This window comes from Plantibacter cousiniae (nom. nud.) (assembly GCF_977070315.1).
In genome coordinates this window covers 77,739-95,572 of the sequence record NZ_CDRVEU010000003.1, presented here as the reverse complement: position 1 = coordinate 95,572, position 17,834 = coordinate 77,739, and the positions used below count along the sequence as shown (strand labels likewise).

General features: G+C 57.4%; 16 protein-coding genes. 13 read left to right on the top strand and 3 right to left on the bottom strand.

The annotated features are described in order from the left end of the window. The first annotated feature begins 36 nt into the window (after positions 1–36). The 8 genes from ACW55A_RS07215 to ACW55A_RS07180 all read left to right on the top strand — a co-directional run bounded on the left by ACW55A_RS07215 (position 37) and on the right by ACW55A_RS07180 (position 7,520). Positions 37–1,050 carry an ABC transporter substrate-binding protein gene (locus tag ACW55A_RS07215; RefSeq protein WP_044309771.1) on the top strand — a complete coding sequence of 338 codons (1,014 nt, stop codon included), beginning with the start codon at positions 37–39 and terminating at the stop codon, positions 1,048–1,050. A gap of 133 nt (positions 1,051–1,183) precedes the next feature. Continuing rightward, complete coding sequence (locus ACW55A_RS07210) at positions 1,184–1,684, top strand: hypothetical protein (protein WP_003349900.1); 501 nt, start codon at positions 1,184–1,186, stop codon at positions 1,682–1,684. Positions 1,685–1,714: 30 nt separating this feature from the next. Continuing rightward, positions 1,715–2,152: a nucleoside deaminase gene (locus ACW55A_RS07205; RefSeq protein ID WP_455809616.1), complete on the top strand. Its 438-nt coding sequence runs from the start codon at positions 1,715–1,717 to the stop codon at positions 2,150–2,152. Between the two features lie 289 nt (positions 2,153–2,441). Continuing rightward, a complete protein-coding gene (locus tag ACW55A_RS07200) occupies positions 2,442–3,263 on the top strand; it encodes an alpha/beta fold hydrolase (RefSeq protein ID WP_455809615.1) in 822 nt (273 codons plus the stop codon). Continuing rightward, complete coding sequence (locus ACW55A_RS07195) at positions 3,253–4,440, top strand: PAS domain-containing sensor histidine kinase (RefSeq protein WP_498810946.1); 1,188 nt, start codon at positions 3,253–3,255, stop codon at positions 4,438–4,440. The genes ACW55A_RS07200 and ACW55A_RS07195 overlap by 11 nt, the downstream gene beginning before the upstream one ends. A gap of 113 nt (positions 4,441–4,553) precedes the next feature. Next, complete coding sequence (locus ACW55A_RS07190) at positions 4,554–5,738, top strand: GAF domain-containing sensor histidine kinase (protein WP_498810947.1); 1,185 nt, start codon at positions 4,554–4,556, stop codon at positions 5,736–5,738. A 230-nt stretch (positions 5,739–5,968) separates the two neighbouring features. After that, entirely contained in the window at positions 5,969–6,301 is a 333-nt protein-coding gene (locus ACW55A_RS07185; RefSeq protein ID WP_498810948.1) for a hypothetical protein, read from the top strand. Positions 6,302–6,356: 55 nt separating this feature from the next. After that, positions 6,357–7,520, top strand: a complete 1,164-nt coding sequence (locus ACW55A_RS07180) for a PQQ-dependent sugar dehydrogenase (RefSeq protein ID WP_003431049.1) — start codon at positions 6,357–6,359, stop codon at positions 7,518–7,520. Positions 7,521–7,613: 93 nt separating this feature from the next. Here ACW55A_RS07180 and ACW55A_RS07175 read toward each other — a convergent pair whose 3' ends face one another. Next, positions 7,614–7,922: a PepSY domain-containing protein gene (locus tag ACW55A_RS07175; protein WP_003363351.1), complete on the bottom strand. Its 309-nt coding sequence runs from the start codon at positions 7,920–7,922 to the stop codon at positions 7,614–7,616. Positions 7,923–8,225: 303 nt separating this feature from the next. Between ACW55A_RS07175 and ACW55A_RS07170 the strand changes: the two genes are divergently transcribed. From ACW55A_RS07170 to ACW55A_RS07150, 5 genes are all read left to right on the top strand, one after another. After that, positions 8,226–10,400 carry a TonB-dependent siderophore receptor gene (locus ACW55A_RS07170; RefSeq protein ID WP_498810949.1) on the top strand — a complete coding sequence of 725 codons (2,175 nt, stop codon included), beginning with the start codon at positions 8,226–8,228 and terminating at the stop codon, positions 10,398–10,400. A gap of 268 nt (positions 10,401–10,668) precedes the next feature. Then, positions 10,669–11,985, top strand: a complete 1,317-nt coding sequence (locus tag ACW55A_RS07165; protein ID WP_240880167.1) for an MFS transporter — start codon at positions 10,669–10,671, stop codon at positions 11,983–11,985. A gap of 487 nt (positions 11,986–12,472) precedes the next feature. Beyond that, the gene (locus tag ACW55A_RS07160; RefSeq protein WP_455809511.1) at positions 12,473–12,742 is read left to right on the top strand and encodes a helix-turn-helix domain-containing protein; all 270 of its coding nucleotides are present in this window, start codon (positions 12,473–12,475) and stop codon (positions 12,740–12,742) included. A 182-nt stretch (positions 12,743–12,924) separates the two neighbouring features. Beyond that, positions 12,925–13,656 (top strand): hypothetical protein, encoded by a 732-nt coding sequence (locus tag ACW55A_RS07155; RefSeq protein WP_455809509.1) that lies wholly within the window; start codon positions 12,925–12,927, stop codon positions 13,654–13,656. Between the two features lie 907 nt (positions 13,657–14,563). Beyond that, a complete protein-coding gene (locus ACW55A_RS07150) occupies positions 14,564–15,217 on the top strand; it encodes a hypothetical protein (protein WP_498810950.1) in 654 nt (217 codons plus the stop codon). A gap of 4 nt (positions 15,218–15,221) precedes the next feature. Here ACW55A_RS07150 and ACW55A_RS07145 read toward each other — a convergent pair whose 3' ends face one another. Continuing rightward, positions 15,222–16,298 carry a diguanylate cyclase gene (locus ACW55A_RS07145; protein WP_044309779.1) on the bottom strand — a complete coding sequence of 359 codons (1,077 nt, stop codon included), beginning with the start codon at positions 16,296–16,298 and terminating at the stop codon, positions 15,222–15,224. Between the two features lie 297 nt (positions 16,299–16,595). Then, positions 16,596–17,798 (bottom strand): MFS transporter, encoded by a 1,203-nt coding sequence (locus ACW55A_RS07140; protein ID WP_455809508.1) that lies wholly within the window; start codon positions 17,796–17,798, stop codon positions 16,596–16,598. Between the last annotated feature and the right edge of the window lie 36 nt (positions 17,799–17,834).

Below are 17,834 nucleotides of genomic sequence, written 5' to 3'. Positions count from 1 at the left end.
TTCAGACCCGTTTCTTTCGCGCCATTTGAGGTGAGCATGAAATCAATAACACGACTACTGGGCTGTTCACTTCTGGCGCTGGGCCTGCTTGGGCAGACCGCGACAGCGGCTGAAAAGACCAAGCCTATCCAGTTCGGCGCGCTGACCTGGGAAAGTGGCAGCCTGATTACTGAAGTCCTGCGTACCATCGTCGAGAAGGGCTATGGCTACCCGACCGATACCCTGCCAGGCAGTACCGTCAGCCTGGAAACCGCGTTGGCGAAAAATGACATTCAGGTGATCGCCGAAGAGTGGACCGGACGCAGCCCGGTGTGGGTCAAGGCTGAAGAGGAAGGCAAGGTGCTCGGCCTGGGCAACATCGTCAAAGGCGCGACCGAAGGCTGGTGGGTGCCTGAGTACGTGATCAAGGGCGACGCCGCCAAAGGCATCAAGCCGCTGGCGCCGGACCTGAAGTCTGTCGCGGATCTGGCACGCTACAAGGATGTCTTCAAAGACCCGGAGTCGCCGGACAAGGGCCGATTCCTCAACAGCCCGAGCGGCTGGACTTCGGAAATCGTCAACACCCAGAAGCTCAAGGCTTATGGCCTGGCTGACAGTTTCGTCAACTTCCGCACCGGCTCGGGCGCAGCACTGGACGCCGAGGTCGCATCGGCTATCCGGCGCGGCAAGCCTGTGTTGTTTTACTACTGGTCACCTACGCCGTTGCTGGGCAAGTACAAGCTGATCAAACTGGACGAGCCGGCCTTTGATGCCGAAGCCTGGAAAACCCTGACCGACGCCAGCAACCCCAATCCGCGCGGCACGTCTTCGCTGGCGGCAACCCTGTCGATCGGTGTGTCGGCAGAATTCAGCAAGCAATACCCTGAGCTGGTGAGTGTCTTCAAAGGCGTGGATTTCCCGATTGACCTGCTGAACAAGACCTTGGGTGAAATGAGTGACAAGCATGAGGATGCCAAGGTCGTGGCTGCACGCTTTCTCAAGCAGCATCCCGACGTCTGGAAAGCCTGGTTGCCTGCCGATGTAGCCGAGCGGGTCAGCAGCAGTCTTTGACTAACGCCCTGCTGAATGACACGAGGCGCATAGCTGATAACGGCATCGATCACCGGTATGCGACGCGCCGAGTGGTAAAGCGTCACCGAGCTGATAAGTTCATGTCTGGGTCAATCGATGCTCGGGAGGCGTCATGACTGGTCACGTTCGGGGCTCGCGCGGCACATGGCAGACTTGCCTGGCATTGCTGGCCTGTCTGTCGCTGGACGCGATGCAGCCGGCCAGTGCCGAAGAGGCCGACGACATGGCGCTGGCGCTGGTGGAACAACGAAACCTGGGCGAAGGCCTCGCCTGGCTGGGGTATCAGGTCGCCTCGCGCACTGCGACGTTTGCCGGTATCGTGCAGGCGGTTGGCAAGACTGAAGCCCAGGAACTGGTGCAGAAGGAACTGCAGCGCCTGAAACCGGAATATCAGGCGCAGTGGGACCGCAATCTGGCAGCCGCATATGCTCATTCCTTTACCGCCGAGGAGTTGCGTTCGCTCAATCAGGGGGCGGATTCGCCTTCATTGGGGAACAGATTCAGGGCCAGAAACACCCAGGTCAGCACCGATATGAAAGCCCGATCATCGGAACTGCTGGGACAATTTGTCAGCCGTGCGCTGGGCAACGCCGAGGCAGCACTGCAACACTGACAGCTATTTTGACGATACGAGGCAAAAAACATGGACGCATTCATGCAGGCAGCATTCGATGAGGCGCAACTCGGGCTGAAGGAGGGCGGAATCCCTATCGGCTCGGTCATCGTCCACGGCGGCAAAATCATCGGTCGAGGCCACAACCGTCGTGTACAAGAGGGCAGTGCGACGAAGCATGGCGAGATGGATGCACTGGAAAATGCCGGTCGCCAGCCGGCCAGTGTCTACCGTGACTCGGTCCTCTACACCACACTGTCGCCCTGTGCGATGTGCAGCGGTGCGATTCTGCTCTACGGCATTCGCAAAGTGATCATCGGCGAGAATGAGTCGTTCATGGGCGAGGAAGACCTGCTGCGCTCGCGTGGCGTGCAGATCGACGTGCTGGATAACCGTGATTGCAAGCACATGATGCAGGGCTTCATCGCCAGCAAGCCCGAGCTGTGGAACGAAGACATCGGCGAGTGAATCCCGCGTCTTATCAGCCCCACGCTCCGCGCTCATCGGAAATCTAACTGCTTATCGTGCCAATGCTCGCGTTGGCATGCAGTTCGTGACGCTCTTCGTCGCCTGACACCTCCCTGATACCCTCAACGTTCAGACTTGCTTCAGAATACTGCCCGTCATTAATCTTCTTCGGTTCCTGCCTTAAAGTGCGGTTTGTGCCACTAATGTGCCTTTAACGGTGATAACCTCCTCCCATCTTTATCACGGTGTGCATACCCAGCCGTTTACCAGGCCATTTTCGGAGCCCGATATGTCGGTCCAGCAGCGTAACAACGTCAACATTGTGGGCGACGGACCGATCACTCTGATTTTTGCTCATGGATTCGGCTGCGATCAGAACATGTGGCGTTTTATGGCGCCGCACTTTGCAGAGCGCTTCAAGGTCGTGCTGTTCAATCTGGTGGGCAACGGCAATTCGGATGTGTCGGCCTGGTATCCGCACAAGTATTCGTCGCTCAAGGGTTATGCAACCGACTTGCTGCAGGTGGTCAACGAGTTCGCCGCAGAGGGGCCGGTTGTGCATGTCGGCCACTCGGTCAGTTGCATGATTGCCGTGCTTGCCGAGCTTCAGTCACCCGGTCGTTTCGATGGCCACATCATGATCGGCCCATCCCCGCATTACCTCAACGAGGCAGATTACGTGGGGGGATTCACTCGCGCCGATGTCGATTCGTTGCTTGAAACACTGGAAAGCAATTATCTGGGATGGTCCAGCACCATCGCGCCGACGCTCATGGGCGCCTCGGACCAGCCTGAGCTGAGCGAAGAGCTCGCCAACAGTTTCTGTCGCACCAATGCCGAGATCGCCAGACAGTTTGCCCGCGTGACGTTTTTATCCGACCATCGTGCCGATGTCGTGCAACTCAAGAGCAGAACACTCATTCTGCAAAGCAGCGACGATATGGTGGTGCCGGTCGAGGTGGGTGAGTACCTGCACCGTGTCATCGCCAACAGCACCCTGCACATGATCGACAACGTAGGGCATTACCCGCACATGAGCGCAGCACAGGAATGCATTACTGCGATGAATCAGTTTCTGGCCTCTTACGAGAGCGCCGCACATGACCGTTGAACAGGTAAGCCTGCCCGCCACCGAAGAGCTCTATGAACAGGCGCCCTGTGGTTTGTTGATCACGCTGCCCAACGGCACCATCGAGCGCGCCAATCTGACGTTTTGCCGATGGCTGGGTCTGGAGCGCGACGCCGTGGTGGGCCGCCGCTTTCAGGATCTGCTGAGCCTGGCAGGCAAGGCCTTTCTGCAGACTCACTGGGCGCCTACGCTGCAGTCGCAAGGTTCAATTGCCGAGGTCAAGGTCGAGCTGATTCATGCCGATGGCCGCCCCATTCCGATGATGCTCAATGCCGTACGCCGCGAGTACCCGTCGGGGTATCTGCATGAAGTGGCCGTGTTCCTGTCCGAAGAGCGCAACAAGTACGAGCGCGAACTGCTGGCGGCCCGCAAGATCGCTGAAGAGCTCCTGCAACAGCAGATGACCGTGCAGAGCGAGCTGACTTCGGCGCGCAATCGCTTGCGTCTGGCGCATGCCGAGGCGGAGATCCGGGCTATTTTTGCCGAACAGATGATTGGCATCGTCAGCCACGACCTGCGCAACCCGCTGGCCGCGATCAAGATGGCTGCCGGACTGCTGGAGCGCACATCGCTTGAGTCGCGCCAGGAGCGGATTCTGGGACACATCAATCATTCCACCGACCGTGCCGATCGCATGATTGTCGATCTGCTGGATTTCACTCACGCCCGCGTGGGCAGCGGCATTACCGTCGTTCCTCAGCCTGTCGATTTTCACGCAGTGGTCGCCCGCGGCGTCGAAGAGCTGCGCCAGGTTTTCCCGGATCGGGTGCTGACCCATCGCAGCGAAGGGCAGGGCGCATGTTCGGCTGATCCTGACCGCCTGCTGCAGATGCTCGGCAATCTGGTCAGCAATGCCATCAATTACGGCACCGACGACGGTGAGGTTTTGATTACGTCGTCGTTCGACACCTGGATGATCAAACTGTCGGTGCACAACGTCGGTGAGCCGATACCGATGGAAAAAGTAGACGACCTCTACGAGCCCGTCGTACGCGTGGTCAGCGACAGTGACGAGACCCGTACAGTCGGGCTCGGCCTGTTTATCGTGCGCGAGATCGTTCGAGCCCATCTGGGCGATGTGACGGTTCGTTCTTCGGCTGAAGAGGGCACGACGTTCACGGTGGCGTTTCCGCGTCCCCCGGCGAAATCCGAGGTTTGATCAGGTTTCATGCAGATTGCCGATCAACCCGTGTTATTCACGGGTGCAGAAAAATCGTTACAGTCCTAAACTAGCGTGCTGCGTCATCACATCAAGGCTCATACAGGTTCTACATGCGGCGATCCATTTCAAATGATGTGGCCACGATCAGTCGGATCAGTGCGGTGCCGGCCATCCTGCAGGTCATTGCCGAATCCACAGGGCTGGGGTTCGCCGCCGTGGCACGTGTAACCGAAAATACCTGGACGGCCTGTGCGGTTCTGGACACGCTCGATTTCGGTTTGAAACCTGGCGGCGAACTGGACGTAAGCAGCACCATCTGCCATGAGATTCGCAACTCCCACAAGGCTGTGGTGATTGATCATGTCGCTGAGGATCCGCTGTTCTGTACGCATGACACTCCACGTCTGTACAGCTTTCAGAGCTATATCTCGGTGCCGATCTTTCTCTCCGACGGCTCTTTTTTCGGCACCATCTGCGCGCTGGATCCCAAGCCTGCAAAGCTGACCGGTACGCCCATCGAGGCAATGATGGTGTCGTTCGCACGTCTTCTGGCGCTGCAGATCGAGGCCGAGGAAAATCTGCAACAGGCGCGTGAAGACCTGCTCGCCGAACGTGAGGTGGCTGAGCTGCGCGAGCAGTTTATCGCCGTGCTGGGGCACGACCTGCGCAACCCGCTGTTTGCCATCAATGCCAGTGCCGAATTGCTGTTGCGTCGTCCGCTGGATGAAAAGGCCCTGCAGGTTGTGCAACACATCCTGACCTCTGGCCAGCGTGCTTCGCAGTTGGTCGATGACGTGCTCGATTTTGCCCGAGGCCGCATGGGCCACGGCATTCCTCTCAGTATCCATGAGGCGCACGGCCTGGATAAAACCCTGGAGCATGTGATTTCCGAGGTGCAGCGTGTTCATCCGTCGCGGCCGATTCATTCGGACATAGGCGTGCTGGAGCGTATCCGCTGCGATCAGGAGCGGATCGCGCAATTGCTCTCCAATCTGGCGTCCAACGCGATCAGTCATGGCGATGCCGAGAGCCCGGTCGAAGTGGCGGCAGGTGTGCATGACGAGTTGTTTGTACTCAGCGTTACCAATCAGGGGGAGCCGATACCTGAATCGGTTCGTGCGCAACTGTTCCTGCCGTACTCAAGACCCATCACCGATGAGCCGCAAGCCGGGCTCGGACTGGGTCTGTACATCGCCAGTGAGATCGCCATTGCTCATGGAGGTACGCTCGAGGTGTGCTCCACGCGTGAGCAGGGCACGGTCTTTACCTTCAGCATGCCGTTGAAGTCTGCGTAAGCATTCTGCGTCAGCCAACGCCTGAGCGCAGGCTGCCCGCCTCCGGAAAACCTCGCGCTGCAGGCCGTCGCGTCGTTCGGTTGCGACAGCCCAGACCATCCTTGTTACAAACTCGTCCATCGCTTTGCTTGCTCATCGGCAGTGTCGCGTCGAACCTGAGGCTCGGGTTGCCATCAAAGGCCTGAGCCTTCACGGTTACTCCGAAGTTTTCACCTTGCCCAGAGGTAGTGATGAACAGTTTTGTGCGCAATCTTGTCGGGGGCGTGCTTGTTGCGTCATGCAGCATCGGCGCAGCCCAGGCGCAGACGCAGACGCAGACGCTACCCAACAGCACCCTCAACAACGGTGCCAGCAGCAACCCGTATAACAGCCCGATCCACCGTGCCAACCCCAACAGTCGCCAGGGCACCGAGTCCAGCGTGCCCCCGTCTCGTGGCCCCAACATTGCGCCGCCGGTGCGCAAGCCTACCCTGGAAAACGGTGGCATCGGCAACGGCTACCCCACGCGCCAGAACACGCCACGTCCTTCTACACCGACAATCGACCCCAAGCGCGACAACTGAATTTTCAACCCGGCGAACCCGTGTGGACGTCGACTCAATGCATAAGGAAACGCTCATGCTTAGAAAAACCCTGATCGCGACATTGTGTACTGCAGCCATTCTGAGCCTGCCATTGACGGCCAGCGCCGCTACGGAAACCTACAAAAGCGAATTGGGCACCGTCACGGTGACGCCTGTTGTCGAAGGTCTGGATCATCCGTGGGCGCTGGCCTTTCTGCCTGACAGGCAAGGCATGCTGGTGACAGAGCGTTCCGGCAACCTGCGCGTGGTGTCGGCAGATGGCAAATTGTCTGCGCCGCTTTCCGGTGTGCCGCAAGTCTGGGCGCAGAAGCAGGGCGGTCTGCTTGATGTCGTGCTGTCACCGGATTTCGCCAAGGACCGCATGGTGTATCTGACCTATTCCGAGGGCAGCGGCAAGACCGCCGCCGAGGGTGATACCGCCGGCACTGCCGCAGGGCGTGGTCGCCTGTCCAAAGACATGACTCGCTTGGAAGACTTCGAAGTCATCTTCCGCCAGGAACCGAAACTGTCGGTGGGTAACCACTTCGGCGCGCGGATGGTCTTCGATCGCGACGGTTACCTGTTCATTGCGCTGGGCGAGAACAATCAGCGCCCCACTGCGCAGGATCTGGACAAGCTGCAGGGCAAGATCGTGCGCATCTATCCGGACGGCAGCGTACCGAAAGACAACCCGTTCGTGGGCCAGAAGGGCGTACGCCCCGAGATATGGTCCTATGGCCATCGCAATCAGCAGGGCGCCGCGCTGGATCCCTGGACTGGGACGTTGTGGACCAACGAGCATGGTCCCAAGGGCGGTGATGAGTTGAATATCATCGAACGTGGCGCGAATTACGGCTGGCCGATCGCGACCCACGGTATCGACTACTCGGGTCAGCCGATTTCGGAGTCCAAGGGCAAGGTTGTCGAAGGAACCAAAATTCCGTTCCAGGTCTGGGAAGTGTCGCCGGGCCTGAGTGGCATGGCGTTCTATGACCACAGCCTTTTCAAGGCATGGGATCACAGTGTATTCATCGGTGCGCTGGCCACTGAGGAGTTGATCAGGCTGCAGTTCGAGAATGACAAGATCGTTCATGAAGAGCGTCTGTTGAAAGACATGAAACAGCGCATACGTGATGTGCGTCAGGGGCCGGACGGTTACTTATATCTGTTGACCGACGACGATAAGGGAAGCCTGCTGAAAGTCGGCTTGGCTCAGTAATAAACTATTAATCGTTTGAAAAAGAAAATTCCCACAATGTTGTGGGAATTTTCTTATGAGCTGCTTGCGGTGGTAACCGTTAAAGCCGTCGGATCAATTATCCTTTGCGTCACGTACCACTTCGCCTGTCTTGGCATCGACGTCGTAGTTCCACTCTACACCCTTGGCGTCTTTCAGTTCGATCTGGTAGATCAGGCGGCCGGTGCGGTCTTTTTCCAGCTCGGTATCGCTGACCGTAAAGCCCTGGTGCTTGGCAACAGCGTTCTTGTTGAACTGTTCAAAGTCACCCAGCGCCTGAGACTTGTACAGGCGGATCACTTCATCGGGACCAACGTCAGCCTGGGCGGCACCTGCAACAGCAGTGAGGGCAACAGCGGCGAAAACGGCAGGCATAAGTTTCATGGGGTATTTCCTTTCTGATTGATCTGTCTTGATGGATTCATCACGCGCTGATAGGTTCAGCGGTTTTGTTGAACTCAGATTATCCGCGCTTACTTAATTCATGCTTAATTATTCAAGTGTGCGAAACGTTATGAAGCCGGTCTCGCTCTGCCGATTCGCAAGTAAAGTTTTCCCCTGCACTTCGTTTACAGGCAGAGCGTCACGTAAAGGTTGAAAAAAACCGGCAGTGAACGTAAAAGGTTGGCCCCCTGCCGGAAGGTGCGTCGCGTCTGTCCAGGCATCTGTCCTTTCGGAGTCTGCTCGATGAGAACGCCTTACCGACCTGCCATGCGCCACGCCTGGCGATTGTTACCGTTGGGTATGGCGGTTGCCTCGCCGTTGCTGGCCGCAGAAGTGGTCAGCCTGGATGCGGTCAATGTCACTGGGTTCAGCGAGCCGGAAAGCGCCGGCGACTATAAAGCAGAGCGGGCGTCGATCTTCGGCTTGGATCGGGCCTCTCTGCTGGACACGCCGGCCTCGGTGTCGGTGTTCAGCGCTGCGCTGATCGAGGACCGTCAGGCAAAGCTGCTGAGCGAAGTGCTGCGCAACGATGCGTCGGTCGGCGACGGCTATGCACCAGTGGGCTATTACGAAAACTTTGTGGTGCGCGGGTTTTCGTTGAACGCCGCCAACAGTTATCGCATCAACGGCCGCAGCATTGCCGGTGAGCAGAACGTAGCGCTGGAGAACAAGCAGCAGGTCGAGTTGCTCAAAGGGCTCTCCGGCCTGCAGAGCGGTGTGGCCGAGCCCGGTGGCGTCATCAACTATCAGACCAAGCGGGCGCAGGACGTCCGGTCGGTCACGGTCTCGACCAACGAGCACGGTGAACGTTACATCGCCACCGACGTCGGTGGCTGGTTCGGCAGCGAGCAACAGTTTGGCCTGCGCGCCAACCTTGCCCACGAAGACATTCGCTCGTATGTCGAACACGCCGATGGCCAGCGCGATTTCGCCTCGCTGGCGTTCGACTGGAACATCAGCGAGCGCGCGCTGCTGCAACTCGACGTCGAGTACCAGACCAAAGAGCAGCGCTCGGTGCCCGGTTATCAGCTTCTGGGCGGTACTGCGCTGCCTCACGATGCCTCGCCACGTAAACTGCTGGGCTACCAGAACTGGTCCAATCCGGTTGGTATCGACTCGCTGAACATGAACGGACGTTTCGAATATCGATTCAATGACAGCTGGAAGGGCAGTCTCAGCGCTTCACGCAGTCGTGTGGTCATCGATGACTACAGTGCCTTTGCGTGGGGTTGCTACGGCTCGGCCAGTTGCGCAGGGCAAGCGGTGCCCAACCACTTCAGTGCCGAGGGTGGTTATGACATCTATGATTTCCGCAGCCCGGACGACACGCGTCGCAACGATGAAGTCGAAGCGGCCATTTCCGGCACATTCACTAGCGGATCGCTGGGGCACGAACTGACCTTCGGCAGCAGTGCCTACCGCCGAACGGTCGATACGCGCGAGACCTTCAACGAATTCGTCGGCTCGGGCAATATCAATGAGGCGCCCGAGCAAGTGGCCCCCTCGACTCTGGCGCTTGCGCACACCGAGCGTCGTCTGGACAGCCGCCAGTACGGGCTGTTTGCCACCGACCGGATCAGTTTCAACGAGCACTGGCAAACCGTGCTGGGCGGACGCGGGGTGCGGCTCGATGAACAGGCGTTCAACGAGGACGGCAGCGATGCGCGACACACCGAGCGCTATGTGTTTCTGCCTCAGGCGGCGCTGATCTACAAGCCGGTGGACAACGTTTCGCTCTACACCAGCTACAGCAAGGGCCTGTCGCTGGGCGGGACAGCGGCGTGGTTCACCACCAATGCCAGTGAATTTCTTGCGCCGACCGTATCCCGACAGCTGGAAGCCGGTATCAAGTATGACTGGCAGCGCATGAGCCTGACCGCCGCAGTGTTTCAGGCCCGCCAGGCGTATCAGTACTCCAGGCCCAACGATGACGGCACGTTTACCTATGTGCAGCAAGGCGAGCAGAAAAACACCGGGCTTGAACTGGGGGCGAGTGGCTGGGTGACCGACCGCCTGCAGATATCCGCCAGTGCGGCGGCCATCCGGGCGCGCGTTGAAGACAGCGGCACCGAGGCCTATGACGATCATCAGGCCCTCAATGTGCCCAGATACCGTGGCACCCTGCAAGCTGACTACAGCCTGCCGGTGCCCGGGCTCGCCTTACTCGGCGGGATGCAGTACAGCGCCAGCAAGTACGCTGACCGTGAAGGCTCCGTGCAGGTCAATGACTACACACTGTTCAATATCGGCAGCCGTTACAGCACCCGAATCAGCGGCTACGACACGGTCCTGCGCCTGACCGTCGACAACCTCTTCGACAAACGCTACTGGCGTGATGCCGGGGAGTATCTGGGTGACGACTACCTGTTCATGGGCGCACCCAGAACGGCGAGATTGTCGGCCACCGTCAACTTTTAGTGGACGGGCTCAACTGCACGGAGCGTTGGCACGATCGTCGGGATTCTCGTTCCTCACGCTCCAGCGTGGGAATGCAGTTCTCGACGCTCTGCGTCGTCAAGAGGATGCGGAGCGTCCGGCACGGCATGCGACGCAGAGCGTCGCACGATAGTTGCGATCATCGTTCCCGCTACAGGCCTCAGCTTCGTATCAGTGCGCCCGCAAGCTTTGCTATTCTTCGCGCCCTGTGAGCGCCAGGCGCTTTTTTCAGCCATGTTTCGGGGGCGTCATGACGGCCATCGTTCAATCCACTCCGCAACCTTTTACCAAAGGCGACTACAAGACCCTGAGTCTTGCGGCGCTGGGTGGGGCGCTGGAAATCTACGACTTCATCATTTTCGTATTCTTTGCACTGACCCTCAGCCAGCTGTTTTTCCCACCCGACATGCCCGAGTGGCTGCGTCTGCTGCAAAGCTTCGGGATCTTCGTGACCGGCTATCTGGCGCGCCCGCTGGGCGGGATTCTCATGGCGCACTTCGCCGACCGGCTGGGCCGCAAGCGCGTGTTCAGCCTGAGCATTCTGATGATGGCCCTGCCTTGTCTGCTGATCGGCATCATGCCCACCTACGCACAGATCGGTTACTGGGCGCCGCTGGTGCTGCTGGCGCTGCGCATCCTGCAAGGGGCCGCTGTGGGCGGCGAAGTGCCAAGCGCCTGGGTATTCGTGGCAGAACACGCGCCCAAGGGGCACCGCGGCTATGCACTGGGTGTACTGCAAGCCGGCCTAACGTTCGGGTACCTGCTGGGTGCACTGACCGCGACATGGCTGGCACGGGTCTTCAGCCCTGGCGAAATCCTCGACTGGGCATGGCGTATTCCGTTCCTGCTCGGTGGCGTATTCGGCGTGGTGGGCGTCTGGTTGCGCCGCTGGTTGAACGAAACCCCGGTATTCATTGCGATGCATGCCCAGCGTGAACATCTGACGACGCTGCCACTTGGCCAGGTCCTGCGTGAGCACCGCAAATCCTTGCTGCCTGCTGCGCTGCTGACCTTTGTGCTGACCTCCGCAGTGGTGGTACTGGTGGTGATCACCCCGACCGTCATGCAGCAGCGCTTCGGTATCAGCGCCAGCGATACCTTTGCCCTGAGCGCCGTCGGCATCGTGTTTCTCAATATAGGCTGTGTGTTGGCAGGCATGCTGGTCGACCGCATCGGCGCCTGGCGCGGCATCATGTTCTACAGCCTGCTGATGCCGATGGGCATTGGCGTGCTTTACACCAGCCTCATCGAGCACTGGATGCCACTGGGCATCGCCTACGCGATTGCCGGGCTGGCGTGCGGGATTGTCGGTGTGGTGCCGTCGGTGATGGTCGGACTTTTCCCGGCGAACATCCGGGTGTCAGGCATCTCGTTCACTTACAACATCGCCTACGCCTTCTGGGCCAGCACCACGCCATTGATGCTGATTGCCCTGATGCCCTGGAATATCTGGGTATGCGTGCTGTATAGCCTGATCATGGGTGCCACGGGCCTGATGACCGCTGCGGTATTCGGTCTGCGCCGGGGCGTGGTGGTGGATGACCTGGCAAGCGGTAAAGCCAAATAACACCAGGCCGGTTGACACGGCGAATGCCGTTCTCGCAGAGACCGGCGACATCCGCTGCTCACCTCTGCTGTGGGGTGAGTAGCCGTTCAAATATGAGCGCAAAGTTCCTGGCACCCGACGCTTTCAATTGTAACAAGTGATTGTAATTCCGTTTCCTCAAGTCTATCTTGCGCCTCTCTATACTGTTTACGTTATTTATCTAATGTGCTCTTGGCTCGTGCCTGTGGGAGATGTTTCTTCAGGTGGATCATTCGCAGTGTCGATAAATTGGTAGGCGTAATTATTCCGCGTTTCATGTAGGAGCTTTCCTCAATATTTTATTATTAAAGATTTTTCTTACAGCTTTCGGCTGTATTGCAGGACTTTGAAGGTGTATCTCGTGTTTATGCAAAACAAGACTAAATAAAATGATTTCTGTGCCGATTGACTGTTTGGGTCATGGAAGACGAATGTAAGAAACATCCTACAAATTTGCCTATTAGGCAAAATGATGGCAAGGGGAAGTATCATGTGGGTGACAATGAGAGAGCAGGAGGTTCTTGGCCTGTTGTTGCAGGGATTTACGAACAAGGAAATTGCCAGGCAGCTCAGTATCAGTGACTACACCGTTCGCGATCACGTATCTTCGCTGCTAAGAAAGAATCAGGTAAGGACGCGTGCCGAGCTCATGGCCAGGTGCGTATCTCTATTGCTTCCGGGGAACACTGCCCGACCCCCTACATCTGTCGGATTGCGTAGCGAGCCAGCACATACATAATGTGTCTTGTCGCAACCTGTAACGTGTTAATGCAATGAGCACTGCTGATGTTTTGCGGTGCAATCAATAATACCGTGCTGCTCTGTGACTGCTGTCAGCCACTGTTTCCCGGCTGTCTGCAGAAAGGAATATCCGAAACCTGCTCGCACGACGAACTGTAAACAATAAAAAAGGAGCCACTCATGACTGTTTGTTTTGTTCGGGGCGAGTCAGGTGCCGACACGGCGTTGCGGCTGGATCCGCAGCGGCCTGATTTTAATATGACAACGGACTTCCAGCATCTGACAACCCGGCAGTCCGCGCTTTCGGTGACGCAACTTGCCGAGCAACAGGTAAAGCTTTCCGGCCCTGTTGGCCTGTTTGCCAAACTCTGTCGGCAGCTTCGTTCGCAGGGGCGTCAGGCACCGTTACTCGAAGAGGTTACCCGACTTGAGGGCCGTAAGCGTCAATGGCTGGCCGAGCGCGCCGTACAATTAGCACTGGGCCTGCACGGCCGTCGGTCAGAAGCCGAGAACCCGTTCAAGGGCCTGGTGCGCGAAGACCTGTGCTGCATCGTATTCGATGAGCCATCGCCGCACACGCTGGTCGAGCGTTATGCCGCCAGCGAAGCGCTGCGGGCTCAGGACAGTGAGTACTTCGTCAAACTCATTGCTACCACGCGCAATACCGTCGAACGGCGAATCGTCTTTCATGGTCTGCTCGAACACTTCGACCGGCTGTTGCCCATCGAGAAGAGCATCTATCCGCTCAACTATCGCGCTGTTCAGCAAGCGTACCTCGATCATGAAGAAGCTCTCTATGGCGCGCTGATAAAGCAGCAGCCCATCGGCACATTGCTTGAGAGGCATACGCCTGAGTGGCTGTTGGATAACCTGTCCTCATTTGAACTTTCCATCGATCAAGCGTGTGGCTAATCAGGTCTCGGACGTGGGTATTTATACCAGTCGGTTGATGAGGTTTTACAAGCGGTTCAGGTCTTTTCTAAAAAAACATGTTTAATCAGAGTGCGTGTTAGCGCGCTCGGTGAATGATAAAAAATAACGGTTCGTGCCGATGCTTTCAAGCCTGCGGCTTTCGCACGGCCGATGAATTTGATTTATAAATATTGGAGTACACCTATGAAAAAAATAGCACCTTTGCTTGTGTTGTTAGTGTCGGCTGCCAGCCAAGCGGGCGATTATTCTGTTACGACTACCCGAACACCGACGTTTATCAATGGGCCTGGTCACAGTGCGTTTTCCCGACACCAATTGAGATTGGCTGATTACCCCCGCGGCGCGGCGAATAACTCTCGGTTGCAAAAGATTTCCTGGACCGCGACTACTTTTCCGGAAAGCGTGAACGAACGCGCAAATCTTTGTTTTAGGAGAGGCGGTGTACATGATTCTGATTGTATCTCTATAACGCCAGGCGTGCCTGGCAGTACTGAGAGGTTCAACAGTCTTGGTTTTAGCTATGCCTCCGACGTCATGATTAGGCACAGCGCTGAAAGTGGACCTTGGCAAAGCAAGCCTGCCGGGCCAGAAACAGTCACCTTTCATTTAACGTATTGATTGTTAATCCCTGGCGATAACCGCCAGGGATCTTTCGGGGCAGGAGCCAAGTCATGCGAGTCATAAGTTCCGGAGCAGATGCACTGATAGCCGCGCAACAACTTGACGATAAAAGAGCGGCAAAAAACATGCCCTCAATTGCCAATTCCCCCCTCCGATCAACCTCTCCAGACTCTGCGGTGACCATCAGCGGCCAGGCCCTCCTGAAACACAGGGTATTTGGGGGCGCGGACTCTGCTGGTTCTGCGCCCATGCTGGGAAAAGCCGAATGTGGAATGTCCATGCCCGAGGCGTTTTTTTAACCCGGGATGATCGCAGGCTGCTGGGTGATGTTTACGAGTGGGCGAGCGCTCAGGGAGCTGATCTAGGCTATGTTGATGATCTGGCTTTTGGACTGGCCTCGTACAGAGAGAAAGATGATGGAAGAATATGGGGCCGCCAGAACCAGGGCAAAACATATGATATGGAAGGCCACAAGGTGTTCTACAGTTTTACCGAGTCGCACGCGGCCACCGCCAAGCGTATTACCGAAAGCGATGGGTTAAAAACAACGCGGCTGGGTCAGGGGTTTGTTCGCTTCATCACTGACAAGGACTACGGGTCCATAGGTCACAATAATTTTGATTTCATGGAAAAAGTCATCAACAGGTTTTCAACGGCAGGGGAAAGGGACGAGCAACTGGGGACAGATTTCACTACTTACAAAAGCCAGAAGAGTGACTACGTAAGGACGCTGTCCAAGGAAAAATACACGCCTGGCGAAGGCGACTCTCGAGAAACGGCCGCCGTAAAAAAATCCACCAAACCCAAGGAAATAACTCTGGAAAGCCTGCGTGCCGATATGCGCGAGGCGTTCTTCAAGGCGATGGGGGTCAAGAGTTTCTCATCCCTGTTCGACATGCTGTTCAAGCAAAAGCGTTGACGGATCAGGCCTGTGCGCCAAGCGACTGGTGGTCTGACGGCGCATCCTGAGGGCTGACTACGCGGTTGCGACCGGTGCTTTTAGCCAGATACAGGGCTTTGTCTGCTTCATGCAGCCACGAGGAGGCATCCTGCATTTCAGGGGAGTAGGCGGCAATGCCGATACTGAGGCTGACCTTGAGATCGCAATGCAGGGTATAGGTCATTTCATCTATCGCCAGGCGCAGGCGCTCAAGGATTTCCTTTGCCTGAAACAAGCTGGTATCGGGCAGAATGACGCAGAATTCATCGCCGCCACAACGCCCGATCAAGTCGGAGTCGCGCAGGTTTTCTATCAGTGCTTCGCTGATACTCTGCAGCACCGTGTCGCCCATCAGGTGGCCATAAGTGTCGTTGATGACCTTGAAGTGATCGATATCGATCAGCGCGATGACGCACTCCTGATACGCGCCTTGGTTACTGGCGTACTTCAGGTCAAGCAGGTCCTTCCATGCGCCATGATTGAGCAGGCCTGTGAGGCTGTCTGTGCGGCTTACCTTGCGCAGGATGTTGCGGTGTTCCCACAGCTTGAGGGTGACCTGATGGCTCAGCCAGCCAATGAAAATGGGGTAGATCACCAGTACAGGAAGACAGGCATAGATCTGCGCCATGTTGCCGTGCAGATTGACCACAGGGTTGAGCGCGGCCAGTGAAATCAGCACGCCCAGTGCCTGTGCGCACAAGCCCTGGAGCATCAGGCGTGGCCCTGCGGCGGCCATGTTATGCATGGCCATCATGGCAAGGACGGTGACCCCGGGAACCGCACTGAAACCCATCGCACCCACCCAGAAACCGCCCAACAGCGAATCGAAAAGCAAATTGCGCCATTCGGCTTCATAGGGCTCGCGCGACTTTCTTGCAATCTGGTAGGCAACGTGCGGCCATACCAGAGCGTTGAACAGCGCCAACAACCACAGCCAGTGTGCAGCATTCACGTAATATAAAGACACAGCAACCGTCACAAAACCAACGCTTACACCGAGTGATCTCGGGGCGTAGATCCGCTTGGCGAATGCCATCCCTTTGCGGTGATAGGTGCTCATAGGTGCTTACCGGACATTACTTTTGAATCGGTCAGAAACCGCCACCACCTGACCGAAAGGCTGGAGTTTGAGCGTTCGCTAGTGTCAAGGGAAGTGTATTTTGCCTGGAGGTGTCAAATAGCTACATGGTGAGGAAAGATCACTGTTTAAAAGTCAATTAAATGACAGAAACAGTGCTAAAGCCTGTTCAAAAATATGACGATATATAATTCAACACACGTTAAATAACCGGGGCAGGGTGTCTGGGTGTTTGCAGACACACTGCCCGGCGAGTTCAATAAAGCGACAGTCAGGCGGTTATAACGGTGCCTTGTTTTTCTGAATGCTGGTCACCCATGCGACGGCAATGGACAGCAGCGCAACAACAGCGGCGACATACCCTACGGCACCCAGGCCCAGATGCTCGATGGTAAGGCCTCCGATGATCGAGCCCAGGCCGATGCCGGCATTGGCGGCCGAGACATTCAGGGTCCCTGCCAGTGCCTGGGCCTGAGGCGCAGCTTTCATCACCCTGATCTGGCAGATTGGAAACAGCGCCGTATGCGCGATGCCCCAAATCACCAGTACCACGGCCAGCAGCGGCATGGAGCCTGCGGCGGGTACGCTTGCGGTCATGCCCAGTGCGAGCAGCAGCGCAAAGGCCATGGTCGAGCCGAGGGGGCTGCGGTCCACATAACGTCCCCCCAGTGCATTACCGATCAGGCCGACCGCGCCGAAGCCCATCAACCACCATCCCACTTGAGCCGATTCGATGCCTGCGATGCGTTCCAGCGTGTCAGCCAGGTAGGTATAGGCACCGAACATGGCCGTGAACAGCAGGATGGACAGCAGCAGGTTGAAGAGGAAAAACGGATCCCGGAGAATTTTTGCCTGCTCGGCGAGGCCGACCTTTGCAGTAGGTTCGATACGGGGCATCGACAGTGCCAGCAACAGTGCCATCAACGCTGATAGCAGCGTCAGCGCCCAGAATGCGCCGCGCCAGCCCACGGCATCGGCAAATACTGTACCCAGCGGAATACCGAACAGCATGGCAGCCGAGATGCCGAGGTACACCTGCGCAACGGCCTTGCCGGCGCGCTTGGGTCCGGCCAGCAGACTTGCCGTTTCACTGGCCGTGCCCCAGAACACCGGCAAGGCCAATGCCGGAATGAACCGCGCCAGCGCCAGCACCCAGATGTTGCTCGACACCGCCGCCAGTGCGTTGGAGGCGGCGAAGATCAGCAGAATGACGATGAACGTGCGCTTGCGGTCCAGGTGCGAGAGCATGGCCGTCAGCGGTGGGCCAAAGAGCATCACCGTGAAGGCGAACAGCGTCACCAGCAAACCGGCAGTTGATATGGAAATTCCCAGATCGCGGGCCATTGAAGGCAGCAGACCGATAATGAGAAATTCTGTGGTGACGATCACGAAGCCGGCCAGGGCCAGAATCGCGATGGACAAACCGGCACCGGTCGAGCTTTCGCTGCGGGTGCTGGCAGCAGTGGTTTCCAGAGAAGGCATGGTACAGACCCCGTAAAAAATAAGTCCGCCAGCTTA

Bases quoted from the DNA above. Each gene is read 5' to 3' on its own strand.
- ACW55A_RS07195 (WP_498810946.1), top strand. From the start codon at position 3,253: ATGACCGTTGAACAGGTAAGCCTGCCCGCCACCGAAGAGCTCTATGAA.
- ACW55A_RS07190 (WP_498810947.1), top strand. From the start codon at position 4,554: ATGCGGCGATCCATTTCAAATGATGTGGCCACGATCAGTCGGATCAGT.
- ACW55A_RS07175 (WP_003363351.1), bottom strand. From the start codon at position 7,922: ATGAAACTTATGCCTGCCGTTTTCGCCGCTGTTGCCCTCACTGCTGTT.
- ACW55A_RS07205 (WP_455809616.1), top strand. From the start codon at position 1,715: ATGGACGCATTCATGCAGGCAGCATTCGATGAGGCGCAACTCGGGCTG.
- ACW55A_RS07185 (WP_498810948.1), top strand. From the start codon at position 5,969: ATGAACAGTTTTGTGCGCAATCTTGTCGGGGGCGTGCTTGTTGCGTCA.
- ACW55A_RS07180 (WP_003431049.1), top strand. From the start codon at position 6,357: ATGCTTAGAAAAACCCTGATCGCGACATTGTGTACTGCAGCCATTCTG.
- ACW55A_RS07160 (WP_455809511.1), top strand. From the start codon at position 12,473: ATGATGGCAAGGGGAAGTATCATGTGGGTGACAATGAGAGAGCAGGAG.
- ACW55A_RS07170 (WP_498810949.1), top strand. From the start codon at position 8,226: ATGAGAACGCCTTACCGACCTGCCATGCGCCACGCCTGGCGATTGTTA.
- ACW55A_RS07210 (WP_003349900.1), top strand. From the start codon at position 1,184: ATGACTGGTCACGTTCGGGGCTCGCGCGGCACATGGCAGACTTGCCTG.
- ACW55A_RS07150 (WP_498810950.1), top strand. From the start codon at position 14,564: ATGTGGAATGTCCATGCCCGAGGCGTTTTTTTAACCCGGGATGATCGC.
- ACW55A_RS07200 (WP_455809615.1), top strand. From the start codon at position 2,442: ATGTCGGTCCAGCAGCGTAACAACGTCAACATTGTGGGCGACGGACCG.
- ACW55A_RS07140 (WP_455809508.1), bottom strand. From the start codon at position 17,798: ATGCCTTCTCTGGAAACCACTGCTGCCAGCACCCGCAGCGAAAGCTCG.
- ACW55A_RS07165 (WP_240880167.1), top strand. From the start codon at position 10,669: ATGACGGCCATCGTTCAATCCACTCCGCAACCTTTTACCAAAGGCGAC.
- ACW55A_RS07215 (WP_044309771.1), top strand. From the start codon at position 37: ATGAAATCAATAACACGACTACTGGGCTGTTCACTTCTGGCGCTGGGC.
- ACW55A_RS07155 (WP_455809509.1), top strand. From the start codon at position 12,925: ATGACTGTTTGTTTTGTTCGGGGCGAGTCAGGTGCCGACACGGCGTTG.
- ACW55A_RS07145 (WP_044309779.1), bottom strand. From the start codon at position 16,298: ATGAGCACCTATCACCGCAAAGGGATGGCATTCGCCAAGCGGATCTAC.